The organism is Frankia sp. CoWAU3, assembly GCF_977971855.1.
This window is the reverse complement of record NZ_CDWWXB010000026.1, coordinates 1-2,274: the sequence shown is the minus strand read 5'-3', so window position 1 is coordinate 2,274 and position 2,274 is coordinate 1. Positions and strand designations below refer to the sequence as shown.

The 2,274-nt window shown below is 70.3% G+C and carries 1 protein-coding gene and 1 pseudogene; both read right to left on the bottom strand.

Annotated elements, in window-relative coordinates:
* A pseudogene (locus AC08ON_RS04590) lies at positions 1-1,485 on the bottom strand (hypothetical protein); the annotation flags it as partial.
* Between the two features lie 579 nt (positions 1,486-2,064).
* On the bottom strand, positions 2,065-2,274 hold a 210-nt coding region (locus tag AC08ON_RS04585; RefSeq protein WP_476606512.1), incomplete at its 5' end, for a hypothetical protein.

Below are 2,274 nucleotides of genomic sequence, written 5' to 3'. Positions count from 1 at the left end.
GCCGCCCGGGCCGGCGACGGGGCCGGCCAGCAGCCCCGCGACCCGGCGCAACTGACCGCGCAGTCGCTCCACGCTCGCCAGGTCCGCCGGCAGACCGACCGGTTCGATGAGGGCGGTGAAAAGACGGCGCACGGGGTCCGCGGCCGTGCCCTGTTCGGCGGAGCTCGACCAGTTCGAAGCCCGCAGGCGTTCGTACCGTTCGCGGAGGTGTTCGCGGACGGCGAGCGCTCCGGCGCCTGTCGTCGCTGCCGGTGCCGGATCGCCCGGCGCGGTCGGGGCCGTCGCGTGTCCCAGGCCGACGGCATCGGTCGTGGTCGAGAGGGGTGCCGGATCCGGGGGACCCGACGTACCCGAACCACTCGCGGTATCCGGGGAGCCCGCGCGCGGAGCACCCGCGGTATCCGCGATGGTGGCCAGGTCGCCGCCGGGCGGCGGCGCGGTGGTCCTCTCGACCCCGTTCCCCATCACCCGCCGGCACCAGGCTTCCGGCCGGCTCGGATCGAACATCTCGTCACCGACCAGGGCCAGCAGGTCGCCGATTCCCCGCATCCCACCGCGGCCGTGGAGGTCCACGAGCAGCCGGGCGGCGGCGGTCATGATCGGTGGAGCGTCCGGCCCGACCCGCGGATCCACGTGGATCGCGGCGGGCTCCCCATTACCGGCACACTCTGGTTCGAACGGGACGAACAGGAACCGCGGGCCTGGCTCGTCGGTGTGCCGCGCGCCCGAGGGGGCGGCGCCTGAAGGGACGGTGGTCGCATGCGTGGAGAAGGTCAGCCGGTAGGGCAGAACGCCTTCGAGGATCTCCACCAGGGCCCACATCAGCATGAGCGCCTCATCCGAACCAGTGTTGGCCACCACGAAGGGACGCTCGGCCCGCGACCATGCCAGTACCGTCGCGATGAGCGTGACGAGCCGATCGCGCCGCACCCCCGCGCGCGCTGACTGGCGCAGGGTCCGCTCGCCCGTCCGCCGGCGTGCGGTGAGGTCGCGCAGGTGCAGGGGAGCCAGCCGCGGGATGGTGCGGGAGTTCCCCACCACGACCCCACCCGCCGCGTACAACGCGAGCCCCACCCGTTCGGTCAGATAGTCCGCCCGGCCGATCAGGATGTGGGCACGCAGCCGGGCCCGGCCGTCGCCGCCGTGTTCCGGGATCCGGATCCGGTGCACGAGCGCTGCTTCCGGGATGCGGTGCGGATCCATCGCCGTGAGATGATCCGGCGCCTCGGGATGATCCGGAGATCGGATGAGGTAGGCGAGCGCCGACGGTGGGTGGGGGACCCGGCTCTCGTCGAGCTCGACCTCGCCGGCGAGAAGCCCGCTCCAGGACCTGGTCACCGTGGAGCCCAGGGAGCTCGCCGTCGGGAGGTAACCCTCGCCGCCCGTCCTGCTTCGGCGCGGCCAGGCATAGATCATCTGGTCGAGCCGCGTTGCCTCCGCCGCCCGGCCGGACCGCGCCATCGACGTCCCCAGGTGATCGATCACGGTAGACACCCGTTCCGCCGGACCCGGCGGCGTCGCTGAACGTGCCAGCCGCGACAAGCGCCGAGGACGACGGATCCGGCGGCGACGCCTTCCCGGGTGTCCTCAAATCCGCTCGCACCCGCCGGTGATACTTTCTTCCAGGGGCCGTAATACCGGGCCGCGTAATGTTGGTCCCGCCCGAAAATCCTGGTCATAGCGGGTGGGCCTGAGGACAGGAGCCCCCTGGCCGCTCGCTGCTTCTCAGCCAATGGTCGCCCCCCAGACGGCGGTCCCTCAGCCGGGCATTGATCGTGCTATCCCGGTGAATTGTGGCGTGCTGGCGGAAAAATATTCCTGGCGCCTGGTGGATGTCCAGAGGAGTCCTGAAAAATCGGCCTTGCGATCGCTGCCGGCCCGTCGGTTGCGATCCTTCCATGGGGTGTGCCGTCGCTCCCGCCCGAGGAAGGATCGGCAACCGGGCCCAGGGTCGTACCCCCGACGAAGTTCTGTAGTGCCCGCTGCCGCGCCGCCGGTGGACTTCCGCGGTCGTCTTTTCGTCGCATGGTGGGTCGCCGTTGTATCCATGATGTTGACGTGATGTTATTCGGCTCGTTCGTCGTCCCGGATGTGCCCGCCACCGCGCGGGCGCGGTTTGTTCGCGGAATTGGCGGGATCCATCGAGCTGATCGGTGCAGCGGCGGTGGTTCCGGCGCCAATGATCCGACGGATCTCACAGCGAGTGACGCTATCCTGGGGGCGGATCTGACGTTGAATACCGTCACACGATGCGATCGGTGAACGGTCTTCGGT